At 58.4% G+C, this 20,149-nt stretch carries 14 protein-coding genes and 1 pseudogene; 11 read left to right on the top strand and 4 right to left on the bottom strand.

What is annotated here, in order from left to right:
- Window positions 1-105: 105 nt before the first annotated feature.
- Both MTX21_RS15555 and MTX21_RS15550 read left to right on the top strand, forming a co-directional pair.
- Window positions 106-1,164 (top strand): annotated as a pseudogene (locus MTX21_RS15555) (acyltransferase); the annotation flags it as partial.
- A 243-nt stretch (window positions 1,165-1,407) separates the two neighbouring features.
- Window positions 1,408-2,319, top strand: coding sequence for an aldo/keto reductase (locus MTX21_RS15550; RefSeq protein WP_280971070.1), 912 nt, complete (start codon window positions 1,408-1,410; stop codon window positions 2,317-2,319).
- Window positions 2,320-2,413: 94 nt separating this feature from the next.
- Here the strand turns inward: MTX21_RS15550 and MTX21_RS15545 are convergent, their stop codons facing one another.
- A complete protein-coding gene (locus tag MTX21_RS15545) occupies window positions 2,414-3,562 on the bottom strand; it encodes an acyltransferase (protein ID WP_280965660.1) in 1,149 nt (382 codons plus the stop codon).
- 250 nt (window positions 3,563-3,812) lie between these two features.
- On the opposite strand from MTX21_RS15545, the gene rfbF reads away from it, so the two are divergent.
- From rfbF to MTX21_RS15525, 4 genes are all read left to right on the top strand, one after another.
- Complete coding sequence (rfbF, locus tag MTX21_RS15540; RefSeq protein WP_280965659.1) at window positions 3,813-4,658, top strand: glucose-1-phosphate cytidylyltransferase; 846 nt, start codon at window positions 3,813-3,815, stop codon at window positions 4,656-4,658.
- Window positions 4,659-4,670: 12 nt separating this feature from the next.
- On the top strand, window positions 4,671-5,732 hold the full coding sequence (locus MTX21_RS15535; RefSeq protein ID WP_280965658.1) for an SDR family oxidoreductase: 1,062 nt from the start codon (window positions 4,671-4,673) through the stop codon (window positions 5,730-5,732).
- Between the two features lie 305 nt (window positions 5,733-6,037).
- Complete coding sequence (locus MTX21_RS15530; RefSeq protein WP_280965657.1) at window positions 6,038-6,811, top strand: response regulator transcription factor; 774 nt, start codon at window positions 6,038-6,040, stop codon at window positions 6,809-6,811.
- Window positions 6,812-7,370: 559 nt separating this feature from the next.
- Entirely contained in the window at window positions 7,371-8,042 is a 672-nt protein-coding gene (locus MTX21_RS15525; RefSeq protein ID WP_280965656.1) for a helix-turn-helix domain-containing protein, read from the top strand.
- A 106-nt stretch (window positions 8,043-8,148) separates the two neighbouring features.
- Here MTX21_RS15525 and MTX21_RS15520 read toward each other — a convergent pair whose 3' ends face one another.
- Entirely contained in the window at window positions 8,149-9,510 is a 1,362-nt protein-coding gene (locus tag MTX21_RS15520; RefSeq protein ID WP_280965655.1) for a glutamate-1-semialdehyde 2,1-aminomutase, read from the bottom strand.
- A 528-nt stretch (window positions 9,511-10,038) separates the two neighbouring features.
- On the opposite strand from MTX21_RS15520, the gene MTX21_RS15515 reads away from it, so the two are divergent.
- The 4 genes from MTX21_RS15515 (at window position 10,039) to MTX21_RS15500 (ending at window position 14,124) form a co-directional block, all read left to right on the top strand.
- Window positions 10,039-10,620, top strand: a complete 582-nt coding sequence (locus tag MTX21_RS15515) for a dTDP-4-dehydrorhamnose 3,5-epimerase family protein (protein WP_280971069.1) — start codon at window positions 10,039-10,041, stop codon at window positions 10,618-10,620.
- A gap of 157 nt (window positions 10,621-10,777) precedes the next feature.
- On the top strand, window positions 10,778-12,064 hold the full coding sequence (locus MTX21_RS15510; RefSeq protein WP_280965654.1) for a class I SAM-dependent methyltransferase: 1,287 nt from the start codon (window positions 10,778-10,780) through the stop codon (window positions 12,062-12,064).
- A 30-nt stretch (window positions 12,065-12,094) separates the two neighbouring features.
- Window positions 12,095-13,447, top strand: a complete 1,353-nt coding sequence (locus MTX21_RS15505; protein WP_280971385.1) for a DUF4910 domain-containing protein — start codon at window positions 12,095-12,097, stop codon at window positions 13,445-13,447.
- 302 nt (window positions 13,448-13,749) lie between these two features.
- Window positions 13,750-14,124, top strand: coding sequence for a VanZ family protein (locus MTX21_RS15500; RefSeq protein WP_280965653.1), 375 nt, complete (start codon window positions 13,750-13,752; stop codon window positions 14,122-14,124).
- A 60-nt stretch (window positions 14,125-14,184) separates the two neighbouring features.
- On the opposite strand, the gene MTX21_RS15495 is transcribed toward MTX21_RS15500, so the two are convergent.
- Both MTX21_RS15495 and MTX21_RS15485 read right to left on the bottom strand, forming a co-directional pair.
- Window positions 14,185-16,218 (bottom strand): HlyD family type I secretion periplasmic adaptor subunit, encoded by a 2,034-nt coding sequence (locus tag MTX21_RS15495; RefSeq protein ID WP_348637478.1) that lies wholly within the window; start codon window positions 16,216-16,218, stop codon window positions 14,185-14,187.
- Window positions 16,219-16,303: 85 nt separating this feature from the next.
- Entirely contained in the window at window positions 16,304-18,445 is a 2,142-nt protein-coding gene (locus MTX21_RS15485; RefSeq protein WP_280965652.1) for a type I secretion system permease/ATPase, read from the bottom strand.
- 350 nt (window positions 18,446-18,795) lie between these two features.
- Between MTX21_RS15485 and MTX21_RS15480 the strand changes: the two genes are divergently transcribed.
- Window positions 18,796-20,148 carry a glycosyltransferase family 4 protein gene (locus tag MTX21_RS15480; protein WP_280965651.1) on the top strand — a complete coding sequence of 451 codons (1,353 nt, stop codon included), beginning with the start codon at window positions 18,796-18,798 and terminating at the stop codon, window positions 20,146-20,148.
- Window position 20,149: the final 1 nt, after the last annotated feature.

The raw sequence follows: 20,149 nt of genomic DNA, 5'->3' as shown, positions 1-20,149 counted from the left end.
GCACTCGCATTATTGAGGGGCGTCAATTCGACTGCGGAAATCAAGACTAAGCACAAGACTTCACCTCTCTCGGGCTAACCGGTTGATCGAAACGGAAGGTATGTCGTGATCGCTTTTCGCGCAGACACGGGAGTGTCTACCGTTTTGTCGGATTGGCTCGACCTCGCGCGTGGACTTGCCGCCGTCGAGGTTCTGGCTTTCCATTCCTATCAGTTGATGTTCATGGAAAAGCTCCCGGACGAGAGCCATGGCCCGGCGACCAGGATGGTCTTTTCCATCCTCTGGACATTGAGCGCGCATGGTCCCGCTGCCGTTCTGGTCTTCTTCGTCTTGAGCGGGTACCTGGTGGGTGGCCCCGCGCTGGTCAGAAGCCTGCGTGGACGGCTGCATGCGGTGGACTATTTCTCGGCGCGGTTGGCGCGCCTCTATGTTGTGCTCCTGCCAGCGCTGACACTTTCGTTCTGCATCTATATTTCAGCGCGGCAATCTGCAGGCTGGCAGCCCTATGTGTCCTCTCATCAGGACCTCTACGATGGCGCAGCGATTTTCCACGCGCCCATCGGGGCTGTCACCGCAATCTGCAACAGCCTGTTCCTCCAGACCATCGTCTGTCCGGAATTCGCCGGCAATGCAGCCCTATGGAGCCTATCGAACGAGTTCTGGTACTACGTGCTGTTCTTTGCGTTGATTTCGGTCCGCAGGACTCCGGCCTATCTTCTGCTGATCGTCGCAGTTTTCGGATTGTTCGTGTTGGCGGAACTTCATGACAGGAGCGGCACGCACATCGGCATGAAGCTCCTATTCTTCTTTGCCATCTGGTCTCTTGGTGTGATCGCCTATGCCGTGATTGCACCAATCTGGGCGTGGTGTTGCGGCTTTCTCGTGAGCGTAGCTGGCTTGTATGTTCTCATGTCCAAGGGCCTGCCCCCTCAGTGGGCGGCATCCAGTCTGGCCATTGGATTGGTCACAGCCGCATTCGTCGTCGGCATAGACTATATGAAGGTGCCGTTACCTTCATGGCTACGCGCCGGCCGGGAGCTTGCGAAATTCAGCTTTTCATTATACGCGATTCACTATCCGATCCTGCTGCTTCTCAACGTTACTGTTGCCAGCGGTCGTCAGGATTTCACGCTCGCGTCGGTCGGACTCGACGCGAGCTTCATCCTTGTTTGCCTGAGCGCCGCTTGCGTCTTCTATTTCGTGTTCGAAAGCCGCACGTCGGCGGCGCGTGATTGGTTGAACGGCACCATGTTGCGCGACATTGCGGGACGCGGTCGCATGCTTCGTCCCGAAGCGATTGCCGGCACCGCCATGAGACCTTCGCCTACATCAGATCCAGCGATGACGATTCCAGGTGCAGGAGCAAAGCCTCTCTTGCAGTCTTCCGACGCCGGCAGCCCTTTGACGATGCAAGTCGCGTCTCTGCAGGCGCGACATGGGGCGGCCGCTGCAAACGTCCCGATGGTGCTGCTGAATGACGGTCATTCATTGCCCCAACTTGGCTTCGGCGTCTGGCAGATCGACAATGCCAATGCACCCGACATCGTCGCCACCGCGATCGATGCGGGATATCGTTTGTTCGATACAGCTGCGAACTACGGGAACGAAGCCGGGCTTGGCGTGGCCTTGAAGAGGGCGAACCTGCCGAGAAGCGAGTACTCTGTCACGACGAAGCTCCGTAATGAAGATCAAGGATACGATCGGACGATGCGCGCCTTCGACGCGAGCGCAACCAGGCTGCAGTTGGACGTCATCGATCTGTACCTAATTCATTGGCCGTGCCCTCAACGTGGAGCCTACGTCGAGACCTGGCGTGCGCTCATTGAACTTCAGAAACAGGGGCGCGTCAGGTCGATCGGGGTGTCCAACTTTACGGCCGACCATTTGGAGTGCATCGTGCGCGAGACAGGTGTCGTACCCGCGGTCAATCAGATCGAACTACATCCCGCGTTCCAGCAACGCGCGCTGCGGAGCGTCCATGAGCGGTATGGTATCGCGACCCAAGCCTGGAGCCCGCTGGGGCAGGGCAGGGCTCTCAACGATCCGAGGATCCAGGCCATTGCCGAGCGCTGTGGCTGCAGCGCCGCGCAGGTAATTCTTCGCTGGCACCTCGAGAGTGGCTCTATCGCGATACCGAAATCGGCTAACCCGACCCGCATGGCTGACAACATCGGTCTGTTCGGTTTTGAGTTGACCAGCCATGACCACGCCGTCATTGCGGGGCTGGACCGCCCTGATGGACGGATTGGCCCCGATCCGGCCGCCTACGGGCGGATGCGCTTACTGCACCGGCTGGCCCGTCACTTCTCGAGAGTTTGAGCGACGTTCGACCGCCGCGCGATGGGCCTCAAGCCTTGCGCTGGACGTCGAACGGCACGGACCTTGTTGCGGGAGAGAAGTTGTAGGCGCTGCTTCACCTAGGAGGCGCTGCGCGCGCTTCCGCGGAGCGACGAACCAACGGGCCCCGAGAGAGCGCAACGAGATTTCGCAAGCGAACCTTGAGCGCGGCGACGAAAACGAGAACCCGCTTCTTTCTCGTCATCACCTTGGATTCGAGCAGATGCCAGGACGCCATCGCGAAGACGAATGTCACGGCGAGGCTGATCCCGAAGTTGATGTACCATATGCGGTGGCCCGGCATCAGTTGAGCCACTGTCTGCTGAACGGGGAATCCGTAGAGATATACGCCATACGAGTAGTCGGCCACCTTGGTGATCGGTCCAATGCTGAAATTGAGCAGTCCGAGATACACCGTGAGGTAGGCGATGAAGATGGCGGCGAGATCCTCGCCGGCTCGGGTTGATGTGAGCACGGCGACGACAAAGCCGGTGACGCTGATCAGGAGGAGCCAGTGCGAGTACACGATCCGGCTTCGATTGAGAAACAGCGCGACCCCGCACAGGAAGGCGAGTACGAGCAGGCGGCCCGGCGGTGCCGCCGGCGCGCCTGGCTTGCCGCTGAGCATGTCGCGTATCGCAAACGCCAGAATGATGAACAGTACCGCGAAAAAGAATCTCCGGTGGCGCTTGGCCAGGCCGATCAACGCGGCGGAACTTATCGCCAGATAGCATTCGAGTTCATGTGGGACGGTCCAGAGCTGACTATTCACCATGTTCGACACGGGCAGATCGGAAAAGACGCCCGGCAGGTAGAAGTGGATGTCGCCGATCGCGTTGAGGAAGTAGCGAAAGAAGTCCGGATCCGAGAAATATCGCGCCGGTGGAAGGTTCGTAAGGAACGGACCAATCAGTATTGCGGAAATGGCGACTTCCGCAGTCAAGGCGGGAAAAATCCTGATGACGCGCAACGTGACGAATGACGGAAGATCGTTGCGCTCCAGGCTTCCCGCCACAAGGAAGCCGCTCAGTGCAAAGAAGGCCGGGACGATCAGCCAGACGAGCGGCTTCAGAGAGCCGCCATAGAACCACTGCTCGGCAGGCAGACCATAGCAGACCGCGACGGAATGCCAGAGGATTACTGCGATCGCCAATGTGATGCGCAGGAGGTCAAAACCTGCGGGCCTGCCGTTCGACGCTTTCCACTTGTCATCGATCGATGTCATCGTTCGGTCTCGCCACGGTCAGACGCGTTTGATCGTTGATTATGAGCGGTGAGGATCAGGCAAGTTGACAGGTGTCAAATCGTCGACGCGAGCGCTCGTGATGGCGCGGCGGCCGCTCGCTAAATGCACCTAGTCGAGTTGACGGTTATCAACTTGGTCCTGCAGCGGCGGCTTACGGTTCGATGTGACCCACCCATCCGCAAATTGTGAATGTGGATAGCCAGCGGTGCCCTTGTGACAGGAGAGTCCCATGAAAGTTGTCATTCTCGCCGGCGGCTACGGAACGAGATTGAGCGAGCACACCTCGGTGGTTCCAAAGCCATTGGTTGAGATCGGCGGTCGTCCGATCCTGTGGCACATCATGAAGCTCTATTCTCATCACGGCTTGAACGAGTTTGTCATCTGCTGTGGCTACAAGGGCACGGTGATCAAGGACTATTTCATGAGTTACTTGTCTCACCAGGGAGATTTCACGCTCGATCTTCAACGCAATCGCGTTGAAATGCATCGAAACGGCTGCGAGCCATGGAAGGTGACGCTGGTCGATACTGGCGAGAAGACGATGACCGGAGGCCGGCTCAAGCGGGTGCGCGAGCATCTGGGGGATTCGACCTTCTGCATGACCTACGGGGATGGTGTCAGCGACGTCAACATCCGCGAACTGATCAGGTTTCATCATCAGCAGGGCGCACTCGCGACGGTCACTGCGGTCCAGTTGCCCGGCCGCTTCGGCGCGATCAATCTCTCCTCGGACCGGCCGCGAGCGGCGGGCTTCCGCGAGAAGGACGCGGGTGACGGCCAGATCATCAATGGAGGCTTCTTTGTTATCGAGCCTCAAGCCCTGGATCTGGTCGATGGCGACGGCACGAGCTGGGAGAGCGAACCACTCGCGCGGCTGACCGAGCAGGACCAGCTCGCCGTCTACAGGCACCGCGGCTACTGGCAGAACATGGATACGCTGCGCGACAAGACGGTGCTGCAGGAGCTCTGGGACAGGGGAGATCCGCCCTGGTGCGTGTGGAGCAAGGATGGCGTTGCGGCGGGCGCGATCGCCAAGGCACCTGAGCCAGCTTTTGCCGGTCGAGCCACGCTTTGAGGAGATGATCACATGCGCGTTCTCTTCACAGGAGCCGACGGCTATATCGGAGCGGTACTCGGCCCGAAACTGCTCGAAAACGGATACGATGCGATCGGCATCGACACCGGTCTGTACCGCCGCGGCTGGCTGTTTGATGACGTCAGGACGCGTCCCATGGTGCTGTCGCGTGATACGCGGCAACTGTTGCGATCCGACCTGGTGGGCTTCGATGCCGTGGTTCACCTGGCGGAATTGTCGAATGATCCGCTCGGGGAGAACGATCCCGCGATTACAATGGAGATCAACCATCGCGGTTCGGTGGAGTTCGCACGCAAATGCAAGGCGGCCGGCATCGAGCGATTTGTCTATGCATCGTCATGCAGTATCTATGGTGCGGCCGGCGGTGCCGAGCTGAAATCCGAAACGTCGTCGTGCGATCCTCAAACCGCCTACGCGCGCTGCAAGGTGCTGGTCGAACGTGATCTGTTCGAGTTGACGGACTCCCGCTTCACGCCGGTGTTTCTGCGCAATGCGACGGCCTTTGGGGCATCGCCGCGACAGCGCTTTGACCTTGTACTTAACAATCTCTCTGGCTGGGCATTCACGACCGGGAAGATTCGCGTCATGAGCGACGGCACGCCTTGTCGTCCGCTGGTTCACATCGAGGACATCTGCCAGGCCATCTTGTGCGCCCTCAAGGCGCCGCGCGAGGCGGTCTGTGCCGAGGCGTTCAATGTCGGCGATGAAACTCAGAACTATACGGTGCGTGAAATCGCAGAAATCGTGAACGACACCTTCCCGGGCTGTGAGCTGTCATTCGGCCAGAGCGGCCCCGACAACCGCAGCTACCGCGTGTCCTTCGCGAAGATCAAGGCGCACATGCCGAGCTTCCGCTGCCAATGGAATGCAGAGCGAGGCGCTGGGCAACTAAGGACTGTGTTCGAGCGCATTCGGCTGGATGAAGCCACGTTCAATGCTGCGCCCTTTACCCGCCTTTCCGAGCTCCGCCACTTGCAGAACACGGAGCAGTTGGATTCCCACTTACGATGGACGCCAATTCGCGAATTCATTTCAGCGATTGCCAACGCGTAATCGTTGGCCGCCGCTGAAAAGCGGCGGCAAGATGTGTCGCCCGTGTGACGCTCCTGGGCTGCGACCCCCACCGCAGAACCATTCTAGATTGCTTCAAACTGTTGACTTTTCCAGCGCCCGCGATATCTTTTTTTGCGTTGCGATATTCAGATTGGTTGTACCAGCGGCAAAATGCCCGGCGGCGATAACGAAGAGCAACATCGAGAAGCTTTTTACGAGCGATGTTTGCTCGCTTTTGTATCTGTCTCGCTGCCAGGATATGAGAATCCCGGGGTAAGAGTACGGGATTGCTCGGGGTTTGAGCAGTGTCTGCTATTTTAGTAGTCGACGAGCACAGTGTTTATCGGAGCGGCCTACGAGATGTGATCGAAAGCCGGTTCAAGAAGTCTCGAGTTTTGGATGCCTCACGGCTCGAAGGTTTCGATCTGGCGATAAGTTTCGATCTGATATTGATCGACCATGGTTGTCTCACTCAGCGTTCGCTTGGCGTCCTTGCCGAACTGTTCGACATAAGGCCTACAACTCGTATTGCCGTGATGTCGACCTCGAACACCCGTGCGGACGTGTTGCGCTGTCTTTCAGCCGGCTTCCATGGTTTCGTCCCCAAGCTTCAATCAGATGAGGAATTGCTGTCCGCGATTGGGGATTTGTTATCGGGACGAATCTACGTTCCGCGGTGGCTGGCTGATGACGATGTTGGGCAACCGGAGCCTATTCAGTCGGTCAACTTTGACCTTGAAGCGCTGCGATTGACGCGCCGGCAGAACGAGATTCTTCCGCTGCTGGCTCAGGGGATGTCGAACAAGGAGATTGCGCGCGAACTCAATATCGCAGAGGGAACCAGCAAGATTCATACGGCTGCGCTTCTGCGCGCACTCGGTGCTCGCAATCGAACCGAGGCGGCATTCATGGCCGCGAAACTGGTCGGGTCCAAGGACCGGTTGGCGACGAGAATTAAGAGCAAGAGGTTCGTGATAGACGGACCCAATGGCGCCCAAGGTTTGAGTCATCTGTCCAGCCCTCGTTGGTCGAACCATTCTTTGGACGATTTGCGGAGCGATCGCCGTCTCCTGAAGTGAACGCAGATGAACCTACCCTGCGCCCGGAAGCATCAACGGAACTCTCCGAAGCTGAAGCTGGTCCGGGTGTGAGCCGTCGGCAAGAACAGCCTCCGAGGTGACGCTGCGGTGAAGCGCGCCCACACGGCTGTCGAGACGAAGGCCTCATGGATGCGTCTGGAGCCCCGCTCTTCCGGATGCGCGGCATCGCAGGATCACTCCCCATTGATGTGGATAGTGCCGCGAGCCCATCTGGACACCTCGTCCGTCAAGATCTACTGGCAGGGTTGCATTTCTGCATGATCCACCTCGAGTGGTGGGCCGATGCTATCGCGGATATCGCGAACGGACCTTTGATGCAGAACTAGGGCGCCTGCCGCATGAGCATTTTGCTCAACAGTTTGCACGAATATTTTGCCCGGTTGGGCGCGGCGTGTGCAGCGAATAGTTTTGTCGTCAGATGGACTAGATCGGCCGGCTTATTCGGAACTCGCAAAATCCTAACGCAAGAGCCTGAATACCGCTCGGAGCCGGAGCGCTTACACTTCGGTGTATTGATTACGTGCTGAGGTGATCAGACATGCTTACGGAATCTGCTTCCCTCGATGAGGGTAAATTACTTTCTTTAAACAATAGATTAACCCGCAACGACGTTTCTGAAATCAGACGACCCTCCGCTTCCTTCATACCTCGCGGCAGGGCCCTCTTCTGGGAGGGAGAGGAAGAAGCTCATAAGATCGAAATTGTCCAAGGCGTCGTTCGGGCAGTCCGACTTCTTGAGAACGGAAATCGCCAGATCCTGGCCTTCTATTGGCCTGGTGATGTGGTCATGCCGACTCATTCGACCCACCAGCAATTTACAGCAGAGGCTGTGACAGATTGCCGCGTGGTTCGTTCGAAGGTGTCCGGAGTGTGCCGCAGCGACCAACCCTGCGGAGCGCACCAGGTCTTGGCGGACACCCTCACGTTGGTGATGACCATGAGCCAAAAGAATTGCGTGGCGCGTATCGCATGGCTCCTACTCCGCATTCGACCGCACCTGCCGGCCGACTCCAAACGTCCGGAGGCGCTTCGGCTTCAGTTGCCCCGAGCCGATATCGCGGATCACGTCGGAACGTCGCTCGAAACGGTTTGCCGCACGCTCGCCGAGTTCAAAGCGAAGAAGCTCATTGATCTTCCAAATCGCAAGACCATCAGGTTCACGAATCTGGAAGGTCTGGCGCGGGTTTCCAACGGGCGGGCTATCGATTGATTCGATATCACCTTGCGAGCGTCTCGCTGTGACTGCCCTGTCAGCCAGCGGCGGGTCTGCTCGTGGTGAACTGGCGATCGCACGAGGTTTGTTTGCGTACCAAGCGTCAGGTTTTGATCGGTTCACTGGCTTTTGCGTCGCCTGATGCACGCGCCGGTCTTTTCTGCGATCCGGTGGCTCGTCGACGGAATACCGGTTGAACCGGTCGCCCAATCAGGTGAGCTTCTGGTCCGTCCTCCAGAGCCTTCTTGTATACGTCGAGTGCGCCATCAATGGCCTCGATGGTATGGTCAATATCATCGTCGGAGTGCGAGTAGCTCACGACCAGCGAGGGCGCCAGCAAGCCGCGGCGGATTGTTTCCTGGAGAAACAGCGTGCGAAGGATCTGCGACGGCACGCCGTCGCCATCGTAGCACGTGTAGATCAAGTTGGACGTACGGCCTGCCAGTTTGAAATGCTTGGTCAGCCCGCGACGACGTACGCAAGCGTCAACCCCAACTTTCAGGCGCTTTCCCTGGCGGTGAAGCGTCTCGACGACAGGCTGGTCACGATAGGTGCGCATAACCGCCAATGCTGCGGCCAAGGCGTGGGTCTCGGCTCCATGCGTGGTTGAAAGCAGGAAAACACGGTCACGATTATGCTCGAGGCCGCCGAGCTGCATGATTTCACGCTTGCCCAGCAGTGCGGAGATGGCAATGCCGTTGCCCAGCGCCTTGCCGAACGTCGAGAGGTCGGCTTCGATTCCGTGATAGCGCTGCGCAGAGCACTTCGGCCATCGAAAGCCCGTGATCATCTCGTCGAGAATGAAGAGAGCGCCGTTGCGATGACAGAGCTCGCGCAAGCCGGTCAGATAGCCGACGGCGGGCGGCACATCCTTTTCGGCTTCGAGGATCAGCGCTGCTATCCGGCCGGGATACCGAGCGAAAAGCGCTTCGGCCGAAGCCAAGTCGTTGTACCGGAAGCCGAGCGTCAGCCGCGCCACATCCTGAGGGATGCCGGCGTCCATCGGTGTCGTGCAGATCGCCCAATCGTCGTAGGAGAAGAAGGGGTGATCGGAGCATAGTGCCACCATGTCCCGGCCGGTGAAGGCACGGGCAAGCCGGATTGCAGCCGTCGTCGCCGTCGATCCGTCCTTGGTGAACTTTGCCATTTCGGCGCCGGGTACCAATTCGATCAGGCGCTCCGCGCATTCGACTTCCAGCGGTGAGGGCCGTGTGAAGTTCGTCCCTAGCGCCAGTTGCTCGATTGCGGCCTTTACCACGGCGGGAAAACCATGCCCCAGCGACACCGCACGCAATCCCATTCCGTATTCGATGAACCTGTTGCCATCCGCATCCCAGACGTGGCAGCCTAGGCCCTTCGAGATAAAGCCAGGCGCTCGGAGCGGATATTGATCATCGCCCTTCGCGTAGGTGTGTGCTCCACCAGGGATTGCGCAGCGTGCTCGAAATCGCAGTTCATCGGACATCTTGAACGTCTCGAGACCCGCCCGCACAGTCCCACCTAAACGACGAGAACTCATCCTCATGACCAACACTCTCTGTGCGCACTTCTAAGGATCAACGGCCCGCACCTGCGTGGTGCGTGCTAGCTCATTTGATGATGCCAAAATGCCGCATAGTTGAGGATTCTCAAATTTCGGGCTCTCGCGCTGCAAACGTTTGCGAAATCATTTCGAGGCGCGGGCGAAGGAGAGCAACCGTCGTTATTGAGATTCGTCAGATTGTTGAATGCGGCGTCAGCTAGCCTGAGAGGCGTCACTGTCTCAGGTTGAAAGGCGAACAATGTCCGAAGTCGATCAACTCAGGACCGCAAGATACATATCGGTAATCGGCACCGCTAAAACGGTGACGCAAGCCGTTAGCTGGCCCGTTCTCGGTATCGCGCTTGCGCTGATTTGCGTGCTCGCGTGGGATCTCGTTCTACTGTGGCTTGCAGTTCAACTTTGCCGAATCGTGCTCTTCTAGAAAGCCGGACCCATAACCGTTCCTCCCGCATGATATTCTTGGAAACGATCCTTCCCGGCGCCTACACCGTGGACATCGACAGGCATCAGGATGACCGAGGGTACTTTGCCCGAATGTTCTGCGCCGATACATTTCTGGCGCACGGTCTCAAGCCGGTGGTCGCGCAAGGAAGTGTCAGCTACAATGCGAAACGCGGCACGTTACGGGGCCTGCACTTCCAGTATCCGCCGGCGGCGGAAACCAAGTATGTGCGCTGCACTAAGGGCGCGGTCGTCGACGTCATTGTTGATCTAAGGCCGGAGTCAGCCACCTATTTGCGCCATATCACCGTCAACCTGTCGGCTGACAATGGGCGCGGGCTGTACATACCGGAGCGCTTTGCGCACGGCTTTATCACTCTCACGGACGATACCGAGCTGACCTATCTGATTGGCAACTACTACGTACCGGGCGCGGAGGGCGGGCTGCCGCACGATGATCCGGCGCTCGCAATCACTTGGCCGGTCGCGGTGCGCGTGATCTCGAAGCGCGACAGGGGATGGAAGCGCCATAGCGAGATCGGCGCCGAGTTGAAGGCGCGAATGAGCCTCGCCGCGCGTGAGGGTGTCTAGACCGGCGGCTCGAGTTCTTGAAAACGAAGTCGCACCACTTGCTCAACGAGATGCCGCACCGAAAGCTCAAACGTAACTTGACGATCGTCAATAGCTCGGCGCCGCCGGAAGTTAGCGTGTAGGCAACCATCGTTGCTTACCCGCCAGGAGCCGTAAAATGTTGAAGGAAGCCGCTCACCCCCTCAGCGCCGCAGCACCATCCGCACAGGCGGAGCCGAGCTGCTGCCGCTTCTGCAATACGCCTCTCGAGCACGTCTTCCTCGATCTCGGGTTGTCGCCGCTGGCCAATTCCTATCTGCGTGATGAAAGAGCCAAAGCGGACGAGCGATTCTTTCCCTTGCGTGCGTATGTTTGCGGGGAATGTTTCCTTGTTCAGTTGGAGGAGTGGGAAGCGCCGGAGAACATCTTCGGCGACTACGCGTATTTTTCATCGTATAGCGAGTCGTGGCTGCAACACGTCAAGTCTTACGTTGCCCGAGTCATTGACAGATTTGGAATTGGCCCCAACAGCAAGGTTGTGGAGATCGCGAGCAACGACGGGTATTTGTTGCAATATTTGGTCGAGGCGGAGGTGCCAGTTTTGGGGATCGAGCCAGCGCAAAACGTCGCCGCTGTGGCGCGGGCAAAGGGGATTCCGACCCGCGTAGAGTTCTTCGGCGAACGCACGGCCCGTACCTTGAGACGTGAAGGATTGCGGGCGTCTCTCTTGATTGGAAACAACGTCCTGGCCCACGTGCCGGACCTGAACGACTTCGTCAAAGGCATGAGCATCCTGCTCGACGACCAGGGCGTCATCACGATGGAATTCCCTCATCTGATGCGGCTGTTTGACGAATGTCAGATCGACACGATCTATCACGAGCACTTCTCGTACTTCTCGCTCGTCTCGGCGGAGAAGATCTTCGCGGCCCACGGCTTGACCTTGTTTGATCTCGAAGAGATTCCGACGCATGGTGGGTCGTTGCGGATCTATGCTCAGCATAGCAACAAGGGATGGCATCCAATCTCGCACCGGGTGCACGATCTCAGGGCGCGCGAGATCGGCGCCGGGTACGCCAATCTTGATCATTACAATGCGTTTGAAGAACGTGCGCTGGAAATCAAACGCAAGCTGCTCGCGTTTCTCGAGGAGGCAAAACGTCAAGGCAAACGAGTAGTGGGATACGGCGCTCCAGCCAAGGGCAACACCCTCTTGAATTACTGTGGCATTACGACCGACCTCATCGAGTATACGGTTGATCGAAACCCGCACAAGCAGGGCTGTCTCCTGCCGGGCAGCCATATTCCGATCTTCGAGCCCGAGAGGATCAATGTGACAAAACCAGATTACATATTGATCTTGCCCTGGAACTTGAAGCGGGAGATTGTCAACCAACTGTCGTTCGCCCGCGGCTGGGGAGCTCAGTTCGTGGTGCCGATCCCGGAGCCAAGGCTTGTGGAATGACCGGATAGAAGTCTTTCGGCGAGGCGAGATATGGACGACATTGCGCGGAATGTAGACGTCGTAAGCCTCAGGGAAAGCGAGGCAGTGGTAGATTTATCGGCTGATGAAAGCGGACAGGCGCTCTATCAGTTCGTTGCTCAAATGTATCCGATCTGTCGAAGCATCACGGGCGACGGGGTTCGGAGAACGATCGACTTGATCAGAAACCACGTTGCGTTGACGACCTGTGAGGTGCCATCGGGCCTGCAGGTATTCGATTGGACCGTTCCGCCGGAATGGAATGTTCGGGACGCATACATCAAAAATAGCGCTGGAGAGCGCGTGGTCGACTTCAAGAAATCGAACCTGCATCTCCTCGGCTACAGCATTCCTGTACGGGCGCAGATGACGCTCGACGAGCTCAGGCCGCATCTCTACACGGATCCGGAGAAGCCCGATTGGACGCCCTATCGTACGAGCTACTACAAGGCGACTTGGGGCTTCTGTATGCCGCACAATCAATTGCTTGCAATGCAGGAAGACGACTATGAGGTGCGTGTCGATTCCAGTCTCGGTCCGGGTCATCTTACATACGGCGAGTTGAGAGTCGTTGGTCGAACTTCGGAAGAGGTATTGATCTCCTGTCACATTTGTCATCCGTCGATGTGCAATGACAATCTGTCCGGCATTGCGGTTGCAACGGCACTTGCGCAATACCTTTCGAAGATGGAACTCAGGTACACCTATCGTTTCGTCTTTGTCCCGGGCACGATCGGTTCGATCACCTGGCTGGCGCTCAACGAGGCCCGCGTTGGGCGAGTGAAACATGGGTTTGTACTGACTTGCGTCGGAGATCCGGGGACGATGACCTACAAGAGGAGCCGCCGCGGAAACACGGAGATCGACAGGGCATGGTCTTACGTCCTCGAACAGAGTGGCGAGCCGTATGAGATCGAGGACTTCTCACCCTATGGCTACGACGAACGGCAGTACTGTTCGCCTGGTTTCGACCTTCCGATCGGGACCGTGATGCGAACGCCCTTTGGCAAATTCGCGGAGTACCATAGCTCGGCAGACAACCTGGACTTCGTTCGTCCCCGTTCCCTGCGCGACACGCTGTCGAAGGCAATTGCGACCATCGATATCATCGAGAACAATGTGTACTACCAGAACGAGAAGCCATTTTGCGAGCCGAGGCTGGGCGACTACGGCCTTTACAGTGGACTCGGCGGACTTGCGGCCGGAGACTTCCAGATGGGGTTGCTGTGGGTTCTGAATATGTCTGACGGAGCGAACTCGCTTCTCGATATCGCCGCGCGGGCTCGCCTACCTTGGGGAACGATCAAACAAGCGGCGGACGCGCTGAGCGGAGCTGGCCTCATAAGATCGAGCCAGCCGAACTAGATGGGGTGCAATGGAGGTGTGCACACGCGCGCTTGGGGCCGGAACGTACTAGGCCACGGATTTGACGGGCGACGATCCGTCCGCGGTCTCCATAGTCGAAAATATTCGCCTGAACGTTAGCCCAGCGAACGGACGATTGGTGCGATCAGACCCGTGGGGGATAAACCGCTTCGAAAGTCACGCTCGTTGCTGGATCGGACAGTGATGAGAATGCGACTCCCAAGGATATGGCGAGCTACCATCGTCGAGGAGGTGGCCGCTGCGAGGCTTGAATTGAAACGGATACAGACTGGCGAGTAGTCATGATCCAGCGGCTGTTTTTCACTGTCGGTTGGCTGGCTCTTGCCTTCATCGCTTTTGTTACGCTGTCTCCGATCCAAAATCGTCCAGCGCTTGCCGGTCTGCAACTGGAGCATTTCGCGGCATTCGCTTTCATGGGATTCGCGTTCGCCTCGGGTGCGCGGCGACATGCGATAGCCATCGCTGTCATGACGATCACGGCTGCCGTCGTTCTCGAAAGCCTGCAGTTACTGACACCGGATCGGCATGCCCGCGTGCTCGATGCATCTGTGAAGGCCATCGGAGGAGTCTGCGGCGTCGGCCTCAGCCGCCTGGCCGCGAGCTGGCTAGATCGGATCGAAGTCCGTCTTGCGCTGCTGGCGAAGCCTCCTGGCTGATCGTAAGGACCTTTCCATCAGCGCCGGCCATAGTCTCGGGTGGCATAGGCAGGCTTCCGGCTACCTCTCGCGTAGACTTTCCTGCTTGTACCTCATGATTGGTGAAAGGATATAGCTGATGATCCTGCGCGAACCCGACTTGATTTCAACAGTGGTGGCCATGCCCGGGGAAAGATTGACACGCCTGTTGTCGATGTCCATGTAGCTGCTGTCGAGCGATACCCGTGCGGCGTACACGAGCTCCTGACCTTTTGGTTCGCTGCTGGTTGTGTCCGCGCCCAGAGGCTTTGTATTGCTGCTGTCCGGAGGCTTGTTGCGGGGGATGGCATCCTGGGAGACGCTGATAATTGTGCCGTGCAGCAGCCCGTAGCGGGTGAAGTTGAAGGTGTCGATCTTGATCGCGGCTTCCTGGCCTGCTTCGACGAAACCGATATCCTGGTTCGAGATCATCGCTTCGACCTCGAGGTTGCTGTCGGTTGGCACGATCAGCATCAATTGTTGCGCAGGTGTGACGACGCCGCCAACCGTATGAACGGCGAGTTGCTGCACGACCCCGCCAATTGGAGCGGTCAGGCTCTGCAGACCAGTGTGGCGTTCGGCTTTGATGACGTCCTGGGTTAACCCGGCGGCCTTCTGGTCCGCTTTGGCGAACTCTTCGAACAGGTTGCGCTCGTACTCGGCAATCGTCTTGTTCCGGGTCTCGACGAGAACGCCAATGGCGGCGTCAGCCTCGCCGAAACGGCTCTGCTGAACGAGGATCTCCTGACGTTGGCCGAGCAGCTCCTGGTATTCTGTCAAGTACAGCAGCTTTGAGCCCAACTCCCTCTGGTACAGTTGCTCTCGTATCTCGACGCGTTGCTGAAGGGGCCCAATGGTTGCCATCAGCTTGTCGATAGACGCCTTGGAGGTTGCTCGCTCGGCTTCCTTCTGCGCGATCTGGCGATCAATGGCGGCGATCTTCGCGTTCTGCTCGGTCGTTTGGCTGAGAAGAAAGCGACGGTGCATCTCGGCCATGGCAGGCGGCGTACCAGTTGGCGGTTCGAAGGCCGAGACGGGGTCGGTCTTGTTTGCGAGCAGCGCCTTGGAACGTGCAACGTCGAGCTGCGCGCTCATCAGATCGCTCTTCAAGTGGCTCAGCTCGGCCTCCGATATGGTCGCGTCCAGATCGATCAAGTGCTCGCCGGCTGTTACAGCCTGTCCGTCGCGGACGTAGATCGCGCGGACAACGCCGGTTTCAAAGGGCTGAATGGTCTTGGTACGGCCGCTTGGAATGATCTTGCCGGGAGCAATGGCAACAATGTCGACCTTGCCGACGCAGGCCCAGGCCAGTGCGATAGCCAGCCCCGCCAGAATGCTGACGACAATGGCGCGCCCCGCCGGGGAAGGAGGAGTTTCAATGATCTCCAGCGCGGCGGGAAGGAAAGCAAGCTCGTCGCTCGGGCGGACCCGATCGGTCGGCCCGAGCCTTGCAACCGAACGTCCGAGCTTGCGTGCATGATCTGCGAAGACAATCACCGCATTTCCGGTGCTGCCGCTCGGCGCCGCCTCCGTCGGCTCCGCCGACCACCGCTTGGCTATTGCAAGCACTCGACCGGCCTGACTGGACAACAAATCGGCCAGTCGAGAGGTCGAGGCTCGCGAGTAAGCCCTGAGATCCCGAACCAGGCGTGGGCAGTTCCGAGAGAGGCGCAGGAGCCAGGCGGTGATCGCGCGGCGTTGGACGATCAAGATCAGCCGTCCGTCCCAGTTGGCCTCCAGTTCAGACCTGGGGATGATGGAGGGTCGTTCGGCGCCGGCAGCAAGAACTACCGCTTCATTGCCGTGCACTTTTCCAAGCACCACGAAGCTTCCGCCGCGAAGCGGGACAATGCCGGGGAGTGGATGCTTGGAAAATCCGTCCCAATCGGTCAGCACACAGCGCGCGGAGAGGTTGACCTCTCTGGCATAAGCAAGCATTTCCGAAATGCCAATCGGAGTGTAGTCTGACCACCGGCGAATTTGATCGAGATTGCTTTCGGCGCCGCGCAAGCGAAGCAGCACGTCCAGGACGAAAAGCCCCGGGTCCTCGATATACTGCGGCGCTGTCCGCTCCATTGGGATTCACTGGCTCCAATAGAGCGTTGGAGGCGAATGGGCGAGGTCGCATCGCGTCCTGGCACGGTCGTGAAAGCAGGACGTGCTATCGAAGGTCATGGAATCCTGCCTGCAGACGATAGAGATTCGAATACCGCCCGCCGCTCTTGATCAGGTCTTGGTGGGAGCCGTCCTCGATCAGGCGGCCATCTTCAATCGTGATGATGCGATCGGCTATTCGCAGGGCTGATAGTCGATGCGCGATGATCAGTACGGTTCGGCCTTGCGAGATCTTCGTCATGTTCTGTTGAACAATGCTCTCGCTCTCGTAGTCGAGGGCGCTGGTGGCTTCGTCGAAAATGAGAATCCGGGGGTCGGTGACCAGCGCGCGCGCGATCGCAATGCGCTGACGCTGTCCGCCCGACAGGCTGCTCCCGCGCTCCCCCACGGTCGTGTCATAACCATTCGGGAGTTGCAAAATGAAGTTGTGTGCGCCGGCCATTGTGGCCGCCTCGATCACGCGTTCCGTCGATGTGGCGGGGTCTGCGAATGCAATGTTGTCCCTGATCGAGCAGTTGAAGAGAATGCTGTCTTGGAGGACCACGCCGATCTGACGGCGCAACCAGGCAGGATCGACCTGGGCCACATCGATCCCGTCGACCAGCACCCGGCCGCGTTCAGGTACATAAAGTCGTTGCACGAGCTTTGCCAGCGTGCTCTTTCCGGATCCCGAGGACCCCACTATTCCTATGACCTGGTTCGCTGGAACATGAAGGTGGACGTCTCGCAGCACTTCAGGGCCGTCGATTCGGTAGCGAAAGGTCACGTGCTCGAAGGTGATGTGACCTCGAACCGCAGCCAGCGCCATCTTGCTGGGACTGTACAGCGGCTCGGTCTCCGTATTCAGGATATCGCCGAGGCGCGCGATTGAGAGCCTGGCTTGGTGGAAATCCTGCCAAGTTTGAGCCAATCGAAGCACTGGCGCGCTCACGCGACCGGCGATCAGATTGAAGGCAACAAGTTCTCCAACGGTAAGGTCACCGCTTATGACGAGCTTCGCGCCGAAATAGAGGATTGCTGCGCTCGCCAGCTTGCTCACAAATTGAACGGATTGGCTTGCCACATTCGCGAGGCTGGTGACCCGAAAACTCGCGGCGACGTATCCGGCGATCTGCTGCTCCCAACGGCGCTGCATCTGAGGTTCGACGGCCATCGCCTTCAGCGTCTCTATGCCAGTCACACTTTCCACCAGGAAAGCCTGGTTTTCGGCCCCGCGCTGAAACTTCTCGTCGAGCCGCCGCTGAAACTGGGGGGTGGCGCCTGCGGATATTGCGACATAGACGGGAAGCGAAAGGAGAACGATCCATGCCAGAGCTGGCGAGTAGAAGAAAAGCACCGCGATGAAGATCGTCGCAAAAAGCAGATCGATGACGAGCGTTAGTGCGGAGCTCGTCAGGAAATTGCGAATGTTCTCCAGCTCCCGCACTCTTGCAACGGAGTCGCCGACCCGCCGTGCCTGGAAATATCCAATCGGCAACGCCAACAGGTGACGAAACAACCGGGCGCCAAGTTCTACGTCAATCCTGTTCGTGGTGTGAGAAAATACATAAGTGCGCAGGATGCCAAGTATCGTTTCAAACAACGCGATCGCGACGAGCCCAACAGCAAGCACGTCCAATGTGCTCATACTGCGATGAACCAAGACCTTGTCGATCACCACCTGAAAGAAGAGGGGCGATGCCAGCGCAAAGAGCTGGAGCCCGAGCGATGCGGCCAGTACCTCGGTCAGCAATCGGCGGTATTTGTGAATCGCACCGAGGAACCACGTGATGTCGAAGCGGCGTGCAAGGTCGGAAAGAGACGCCCGGCGAGTCATCAGGATGACCGAGCCGTCCCAAGTGGTCTCGAGCTCGGCCCGCAACATCATAACCGGCTGTGGGCGGCCAGGCTCCAGAGCGATGACCTTGTCCTCACCCGCCTTTCCCAAGATCAGGAACTTGTCTCCATGCAGGATCGCGAGTGCCGGCATGGGCAGCCCGGGAAGTCTGGACCAATGCGTTCTAAGGACGCGGGCCTTCAGTCCCAGCTCCTTGGCGCAGCGCAGGATCTCGGGAATCCTGATGACCGCCCCGAACTGATGGCGGATTCGCTCTGGATCTATTGCGACCCCGTGAAATCGGAGGATCATGACCAGTGCGATCAATCCCTGATCGGGGGTTGCGCCAATTGGCCCAGGTTGCTCGTGCATTTGCACCCCGCGCTGCATCACGCAGTTGCGGCCCGGCAATCTCTGTAGCAGAGCATTTCCATCATGAGGTGCGTCGTTCCGGTGTTGCGCGTAGCGCCAGACGCAATCCGGTATCTGCCGATTAGGGCAGCAATCCGACGCGATAACGGGCCATCACCTCATTTAATGCAGCGCCTCGAAAGCGAGTTGACGGCTGTCAATATTGGCAGAAGGCGGTCGCTTATCATTTCTTGCATGGTCACAGTCATAACGAGAGCAGCCGCGTACCGCTCAACCGAACGCCAGCCAACTGCACTTGGCATTTGCACCGCAGTTTGGCTCGTTCTGACCTCTCGGTTGGGAACGCGGCAATGACGGAATCTTCATTCAATTTCAGCGCGGAAGGGCAAGTCGCCTTTTCGACCGAGCGATCAAGGCGCGAACAAGATGTTCAACACGCCAGCCTGCGTCAGGTCGGCCATCCGGATCGGCGTACCCTGAAAGTCCTGTTTGCGAATAAATTCCTCTTTCGCAACGGCGGTTCGGAAGTCGTCATGTTCGACGAGATGGAGCTGATGCGAAGGCGGAACGTCGACGTAGTGGAATTCTCCATGAACGACGACCGAAACGTTCCGTCGCGCTTTCGGTCCTATTTCGTATCGCAAAAATCATACCGCACTGCATCGCGAAGCGACAAGCTGAAGTCTGCGCTCTCCCTTCTTCACTCGCCTGAGGCTGTCGCAAACATCACTCGTCTGATCCGGGACGAAAATCCGAGCATCCTGCATTGCCATAACATCTACCACCAGCTCACTCCCTCTATCATTACGGCTGCAGCCCGGCTGGGCGTTCCAGTCGTCCTTACGCTTCACGACTACAAGCCCGTGTGTCCTGTCTATACGCAGCTCAGCAATGGAAAGGTTTGCACGAGATGTGCGGATGGTGGCTTCGAGGCGATTCTCGCGCAACGCTGCGCCGACGGGTCACTCGGCCGTAGCTCATTGCTCTGGGCGGAGGCGCGCTATCACGCGTTGGCGGGAAGTTACCATCGCGTCGACAAGTTCATCGCGCCGAGCAGATTCATGTACCAGGCCATCGTTCGCCGGTTTGCTGCAGACAAGGTGGTTCATATACCGAACGGAATAGACGCCTCTCGTATCGAGGTTGCTACGCACGATGAGGGGTACGTGCTCTATTTCGGACGGTTGTCGGCGGAAAAGGGCGTTGAGACGCTCCTCCGAGCGCATGCGGCCGACCACGGAGCCTGGCGGCTTGTGATCGCCGGTACGGGGCCGCTGCTGGAAGAGCTTCAGCGAAAGTACCCGGCTGCAGAGTTTAAAGGACATTTGACGGGTGTCGACCTGGCGAGGACGATCGCAGGTGCGGCGCTGATCGCGGTCCCTTCGGAATGGCACGAAAACAATCCGCTCTCGATTCTTGAAGCGATGGCCCACGGAAAGCCGATTGTTGCGTCACGTATCGGCGGAATCCCGGAGCTGGTCAGGGACGGCACGACGGGACTCCTGGTCCGTCCTGGCAGCGCTTCTCATCTGTCAGAAGGCGTCAGGGCGCTTCTCGCCGATCGCAATCGACGCGCGGCGCTCGGCCGGAGTGCACGAAGCATCGTCGAGGCCGAGTATTCACTTCAGGCGCACGGTGCCGCGTTGCTGTCGTTGTACGAAAGCCTGGTTGGATCGGCGAACTCAAAGAGAGTCGGATTGTAAA

The organism is Bradyrhizobium sp. ISRA430, from assembly GCF_029909975.1.
In the GTDB taxonomy this organism is placed as follows: domain Bacteria; phylum Pseudomonadota; class Alphaproteobacteria; order Rhizobiales; family Xanthobacteraceae; genus Bradyrhizobium.
Note: the sequence above shows the minus strand (reverse complement) of the source record. Positions and strands in the feature narration are given on the sequence as shown.

Coding starts and splice junctions, on each gene's coding strand:
- MTX21_RS15550 (WP_280971070.1), top strand. CDS start 1,408: ATGCAAGTCGCGTCTCTGCAGGCGCGACATGGGGCGGCCGCTGCAAAC.
- MTX21_RS15545 (WP_280965660.1), bottom strand. CDS start 3,562: ATGACATCGATCGATGACAAGTGGAAAGCGTCGAACGGCAGGCCCGCA.
- rfbF (WP_280965659.1), top strand. CDS start 3,813: ATGAAAGTTGTCATTCTCGCCGGCGGCTACGGAACGAGATTGAGCGAG.
- MTX21_RS15535 (WP_280965658.1), top strand. CDS start 4,671: ATGCGCGTTCTCTTCACAGGAGCCGACGGCTATATCGGAGCGGTACTC.
- MTX21_RS15525 (WP_280965656.1), top strand. CDS start 7,371: ATGCTTACGGAATCTGCTTCCCTCGATGAGGGTAAATTACTTTCTTTA.
- MTX21_RS15520 (WP_280965655.1), bottom strand. CDS start 9,510: ATGTCCGATGAACTGCGATTTCGAGCACGCTGCGCAATCCCTGGTGGA.
- MTX21_RS15515 (WP_280971069.1), top strand. CDS start 10,039: ATGATATTCTTGGAAACGATCCTTCCCGGCGCCTACACCGTGGACATC.
- MTX21_RS15510 (WP_280965654.1), top strand. CDS start 10,778: ATGTTGAAGGAAGCCGCTCACCCCCTCAGCGCCGCAGCACCATCCGCA.
- MTX21_RS15505 (WP_280971385.1), top strand. CDS start 12,095: ATGGACGACATTGCGCGGAATGTAGACGTCGTAAGCCTCAGGGAAAGC.
- MTX21_RS15500 (WP_280965653.1), top strand. CDS start 13,750: ATGATCCAGCGGCTGTTTTTCACTGTCGGTTGGCTGGCTCTTGCCTTC.
- MTX21_RS15495 (WP_348637478.1), bottom strand. CDS start 16,218: ATGGAGCGGACAGCGCCGCAGTATATCGAGGACCCGGGGCTTTTCGTC.
- MTX21_RS15485 (WP_280965652.1), bottom strand. CDS start 18,445: ATGCACGAGCAACCTGGGCCAATTGGCGCAACCCCCGATCAGGGATTG.
- MTX21_RS15480 (WP_280965651.1), top strand. CDS start 18,796: ATGACGGAATCTTCATTCAATTTCAGCGCGGAAGGGCAAGTCGCCTTT.